The 5505-nt window shown below is 40.8% G+C and carries 6 protein-coding genes; 5 read left to right on the top strand and 1 reads right to left on the bottom strand.

Translation table 11 applies throughout. From position 1 onward, the window contains the following. Positions 1 to 804: 804 nt before the first annotated feature. From K6123_RS22960 to K6123_RS22940, 5 genes are all read left to right on the top strand, one after another. The gene (locus tag K6123_RS22960; protein ID WP_221801948.1) at positions 805 to 1599 is read left to right on the top strand and encodes a hypothetical protein; all 795 of its coding nucleotides are present in this window, start codon (positions 805 to 807) and stop codon (positions 1597 to 1599) included. A 95-nt stretch (positions 1600 to 1694) separates the two neighbouring features. Further along, on the top strand, positions 1695 to 2426 hold the full coding sequence (locus K6123_RS22955) for a hypothetical protein (RefSeq protein ID WP_221801947.1): 732 nt from the start codon (positions 1695 to 1697) through the stop codon (positions 2424 to 2426). A gap of 195 nt (positions 2427 to 2621) precedes the next feature. After that, on the top strand, positions 2622 to 3482 hold the full coding sequence (locus K6123_RS22950) for a hypothetical protein (protein ID WP_221801946.1): 861 nt from the start codon (positions 2622 to 2624) through the stop codon (positions 3480 to 3482). A gap of 143 nt (positions 3483 to 3625) precedes the next feature. Continuing rightward, the gene (locus K6123_RS22945; protein ID WP_221801945.1) at positions 3626 to 4450 is read left to right on the top strand and encodes a hypothetical protein; all 825 of its coding nucleotides are present in this window, start codon (positions 3626 to 3628) and stop codon (positions 4448 to 4450) included. Positions 4451 to 4530: 80 nt separating this feature from the next. After that, on the top strand, positions 4531 to 4947 hold the full coding sequence (locus tag K6123_RS22940; RefSeq protein ID WP_221801944.1) for a hypothetical protein: 417 nt from the start codon (positions 4531 to 4533) through the stop codon (positions 4945 to 4947). A 458-nt stretch (positions 4948 to 5405) separates the two neighbouring features. Here K6123_RS22940 and K6123_RS22935 read toward each other — a convergent pair. Continuing rightward, the coding region (locus K6123_RS22935; protein ID WP_221799887.1) for an IS3 family transposase at positions 5406 to 5505 on the bottom strand (100 nt) is incomplete at its 5' end.

The following is a 5505-nucleotide window of genomic DNA, read 5'->3' as shown; positions in this document are numbered from 1 at the left end:
GCAGGGTCAGCTTGACGGCTTCCTGTTTGAACTCGGGGCTGAACTTTCTTCGTTTGGTCATGAACACTCCTCAACAGGCAAAGTATGCCTCTTTTTAGATGTGTCCGTAATAACGGGGTAGAACCCCCGTTAAAGACGGAATACTTCTCTTCATTACCATTAAAAAGTATTTAGTCATATTAAATTTGAAGAACTAATCACATCTTCAATGAGAAATAAATCTCAGATTTTCTATATCCCCCAGCACGTTCAGAAAAACCAAAACTACTTCCGTTCTACCCGGAACAGATTCTCCACACTGATAGTTTTATAGCCTCAGCGGGAAGCCATGGCTAACGCTGGTACAAAACATCTCGAAAAGGAAATATCAGAGTGTTTTATAACGTATCGAACCCGACGCAAGAACAGAAACAAGCATGGAGTCTGCTAACCTGGACAGAGGTATGTGAGGAAAATCCAAACCTGGAAAGAATCTCAAACTCGCTATCAAAGTCTGAGCGCCTGAGTAGTAATGTTCAATATTCACATCAGCATATATGAGTCTGTCATCCTTCAATGACATGGATACCAGAATGATACTGAAGGATATTATCGACCTGACATTCAACCCATCTCCACGGGGGGGGCAAAAACCATCCCCGCTATCCTCTGGCAAGAATCGTAAAGTCAAAATATCCATTCAGGGGATATCACTTTAATATCGATTTCGAGGTAACACCTTCGGGAAAACTGGAAGTAAAAGAGCTATTTATCGACTTTGATCGATTCGCGGTTAACAATCACAAGCTCGATCAACCAAATAAAATGTACTATGTAGAACAAATAGAAGCTGTTCAATACACCGGCCCGACAACTCAAATTGATATTGATAACATTAGGGATTCCTGGGCTGTAAGAAAATCAGTCTCATCCATCAACACAGAAAAGGCCGCTGTAAATGGAATGTTGAATGACTTGCAAGCGGCAGGTGGGTTAATGGGAATTCATATGCAACACGCTTATCCCAAGGACGACGTAAACGAGTATACGCTTTTCCATAATCCAACAGAGAGCGTATTGTTTGACTTGGCTGAATGCCTTTGGGATAAGGGCATCACAAAGCCAAGCCACAATGCGCAACATTTAACGGCAGTGCTCCATCAGTCAAAATTACAGGGACGAAAAATCGAGTGGGTTGTCCATAGCCAGGGAGCGATCATATTTTGCCGGGCTCTTGAGTACTACAGGCGAACCTACTCTGGTGACTTGAGCAATCATTCCGTTGTTATTCATGCAAGCGGCGCCAGCGTATCGCGACTAAAAAAAGCTGCAGCACATCTTCAGCTAAAAGTTGTCAAAACTCGTAACAACCCGCTGGACCTGGTCCTAAATCTAAGCAACCATAGAAGCCTACTTGCAAGAAGCCTGTTTTTCGCCAAGCACGTTATTAATAGTGATCATCATAACGGGCTAAGCCCACATACGCTTCCCTACCTCGGAATCACTATGTATCGAGACCAACTACGCATGGCAGGCTACCATAAAGACGCTGATCGAGTTCAACGCTTTATCGACAAACGAAACGAAAAAAGAGCTGCCCGCAGACAACAGCTGGGATAATTATGTTACGCCGAATACTAGGAAAAAATCGCTTTCGAGGCGGCCCCGACTTGGAACATTCATACAGTGTCGGTTTGAACCTCGGTGGGGCAGTAATGAACATAGCTCTGCCTTTAGGCGGAGACCCGCCTCATTGTCCTTTTCCTGTGGATGAAAGCGGGTACCACTATATTCCAATTGATAATAGCGCTTGGTTCGAAGCCAATAAAGTAGAGCATGCAAAACATTGCTTTATAGATACAAAAGCAGGTATAGGTTGGGCTTATGGAAAAGGAATCTGGCCTCCTGTTGCAATGGGTCCATTAGGATCTATATCTTGCTATGTCCACATTAATAGATCAAAAAAAGGTTATGAACTCTCCAGTGACAATTGGGAAACACTAAAGCGATCCATATACATGGACTATAAAAACTTCTTTGAGGACCCTGTTCCTGGTAATTATCTCCGAGGCCACAATATCAAGATTATACAAGAGGCTAAAGAATGGGCTTATAGCCCTCATCGCTCTAAAGAGCAAATTGAGGATATGTTTTCTCACTACATCAGATCACAGTCAATGAAATATCCGGAGGAATTCAATATATTCAAAACTTCAAACCACGATTGGCTTTTTTACACTGAAAAAAACGGTGACACACGCTATTACTGTCTTCCAATCGATAAAGAGTATTACCTTGTAATCAGATTCCTGCACCAGGATTGGTTAAGCGGTTTCCGCCACTATTGGCAAGAGCATGCCAATAAGACCGAGCAGAAAATCATGGAAAGTGTTCAATTAATTTCCCCCGACACCCTGCATTGCGATTACATCCCGGCACACCAGTAAATTCTTCCATCCAGGCTGTGGCTCAATCATGAGCACCACAGCCCTGTTATGGTTTATTCAAGCAAGGAGCAGAAAAATAATTGGTACTTCATGATACTGTCCATCAATAGAAATTTATCACCGATATACCAATGCAGTTCAACGTTTAATTGATAAGTCATGCTAGAACAGCAGAAATACGAAGGTTAAGCAATCATGATTAGACGATTTTTGGGCTTAAAACAGTTTCGAGGCGGTCCAGATTTAGAGCACTCATACAATGTTAGATTAAATCTGGCTGGAACAATAGTTAACATATCGCACCCATTAGGAGGAGATCCCCTTCACTGCTCCTTCCCTTTGGACAACAATGGCAATCACCATATCCCTATTGAAAAAAATGGGTGGTTTGAAAAAAATACTGAACAATCATTATCCCACTATTATATAGACACAGAGTCTGGGGCTGGATGGTCTTATGGCAAAGGGGTTTGGCCTCCTGTTGCAACGGGTCCTCTTGGATCTGTATCCTGTAATGTCTGGATTAAAAAGTCGGCAAAAGGTTGCGAGCTTTCACTTAGAGACCTGGAAAATCTAAAAAAAACAATATACCTTGACTACAAGAATTATCTCGAAGATCCAGTACACGGCTACAACATCAAAGTTCAACGAAAAGCTTACGAATGGGCATATAGCCCATATCGATCCGAAGCACAAATAGAAGATCTAGCCTCTCGCTACATCAGATCACAGTCAAAGAGATATCCGGAAGAATTAAGCGTATACAGTACCCCAACACACGATTGGTTATTTTATACCGAAGATAATAAAAATACTCGTCATTACTGCCTTCCAATCACCAAGGAATATTACCTAATGATCAGATTCCTACATCAAGACTGGCTGAGCGGTTACCGCCACTATTGGCAAGAACATGCCAATAAAACCGAGCAGAAAATAATGGAAAGCATTCAATTAATTTTCCCTGACACCTACAAAGCGATTACATCCCGGCACACCAGTAAATTCTTCCATCCAGGCTGTGGCTCAATCATGACCACCACAGCCCTGTTATGATTTATTCAAGCAAGGAGCAGAAAAATAATTGGTACTTCATGATACTGCCCATCAATAGAAATTTATCACCGACATGCCAATGCAGTTCAACGTTTAATTGATAAGTCATGCTAGAACAGCAGAAATACGAAGGTTAAGCAATCATGATTAGGCGATTTTTGGGCTTAAAACAGTTTCGAGGGGGTCCAGATTTAGAGCACTCATACAATGTTAGATTAAATCTGGCTGGAACAATAGTTAACATAGCGCTGCCTTTAGGCGGAGACCCGCCTCGTTGTCACTTCCCATTGGATAAGAATGGACATCACTACATCCCCATCGATCAAGGTGACTGGTTCCAAAAGAACAATGATCAAATAAAAAACCACTATTACTTGAACACCAAATCTGGGGCTGGGTGGTTTTACGGGAGAGGACTATGGCCGCCTGTAGGAGACGGCCCCCTAGGATCAATATCCTGTAATGTATGGATAAAAAAATCTCCCAAAAATCATGAAATTTCGGGAACCAATTGGGAAGCACTTAAGCAATCTATATACACGGAATATAAGAATTTCTTTGAAGACCCTATTCCTGGTGATTATTTCAGGGGATACAATATCAAGATTATACAAGACGCCAAAGAATTGGCTTACAGCCCACATCGCTCCAAAGAGCAAATGGAAGATATGTTTTCTCGCTACATCAGATCACGATCAATAAAATATCCGGAAGAATTCAGTATATTCAGCACTTCAAACCACGATTGGCTCTTTTACACTGAAGACAACGGTGACACACGCTATTACTGTCTTCCAATCGACAAAGAGTATTACCTTGTAATCAGATTCCTGCACCAGAATTGGTTAAGCGGTTTCCGCCACTATTGGCAAGAACATGCCAATAAGACCGAGCAGAAAATCATGGAAAGTGTTCAATTAATTTTCCCTGACACCCTGCATAGCGATTACATCCCGGCACACCAGTAAATTCTTCCACCCAGGCCGTGGCTCAATCATGACCACCACAGCCCTGTTATGATTTATTCAAGCAAGGAGCAGAAAGATAATTGGCACCTCATGAGACCATCAATCAATATAAATTTATCATCGACAGCAGCAATAGAAGCGGATCTACAATGATAATCATGAAAAACACCATATTAATTTTTTTATTTTCTATTTCTGTTTGTAGTTCTTATGCGAACGATTTTGACAAAACTTGTGAATATTTCAACGAACTATCCCAAAAGCCGAACTTGAAATATCTATCAAGCCCAGAGCGTTACAGTTTCATCGAAAATAAGGTTAGAAATTTCAAAGAAGACTCCCTTGCAAAATCGGCATGGTATTCTCTTTCTGTTAGTCCAGAATTCAGATATGAGTTATTCAAGCAAGGAGCGGAAGAAATAATTGGTTCATCATGGGACTGTCCATCTATGAAAACGCTATCTCCTACGGTAGCAGAAGGTGAACTTTCAAAATAACACTCCCATAAGTCTACACTTTAAAAATTCATTTTCAAAATCTACCGTCAACAAGAATTATTTAGAGTATATTTGTAACAATTTTTATGCCAAGTTCAAAATCACATATGAAAAAACATTCACAAAACAATAAAGACTCAAGGTCCATCATATTATTATCGACTATTTTATTATATTCTTGCTCAAATGATTTCGACATAACATGTGGTTACTTTAATGATTTATTAAACGCTCCAAATCTTGAAGAAATGACATCAAATCAGCGGTTTTCATTTATTAATAAAAAAATTAAGAATTTTGATGAAAATTCAAGTGCGAGAGTTCTGTGGGAGTCAACTGCGGCATCTCCAAACGAGAGATATGATATCTACAAATTTGCCATTGAAGACACCATTGGCAAAGAGTGGAGCTGTCCATCAAATGCAACAACTGTGTTCTGGTCAACAAAACCGGACACATTAATTTGCTAATTTCTCGTACTCCACCGGTGATAAATCACCGTTCGTAGAGTGCAGTCGATCCAGGTTGTAGTACTTCATGTAAGCCGCGACATCCTGC

This window comes from Oceanobacter mangrovi, assembly GCF_019740315.1.
GTDB lineage: Bacteria > Pseudomonadota > Gammaproteobacteria > Pseudomonadales > Oceanobacteraceae > Oceanobacter > Oceanobacter mangrovi.
The sequence above is the reverse complement of the archived record's forward strand: the minus strand, read 5'-3'. Positions and strand labels throughout refer to the sequence as shown.

Excerpts from the sequence above, each read along its gene's own strand:
- K6123_RS22955 (WP_221801947.1), top strand. The coding sequence starts at position 1,695 with ATGAACATAGCTCTGCCTTTAGGCGGAGACCCGCCTCATTGTCCTTTT.
- K6123_RS22945 (WP_221801945.1), top strand. The coding sequence starts at position 3,626 with ATGATTAGGCGATTTTTGGGCTTAAAACAGTTTCGAGGGGGTCCAGAT.
- K6123_RS22960 (WP_221801948.1), top strand. The coding sequence starts at position 805 with ATGTACTATGTAGAACAAATAGAAGCTGTTCAATACACCGGCCCGACA.
- K6123_RS22950 (WP_221801946.1), top strand. The coding sequence starts at position 2,622 with ATGATTAGACGATTTTTGGGCTTAAAACAGTTTCGAGGCGGTCCAGAT.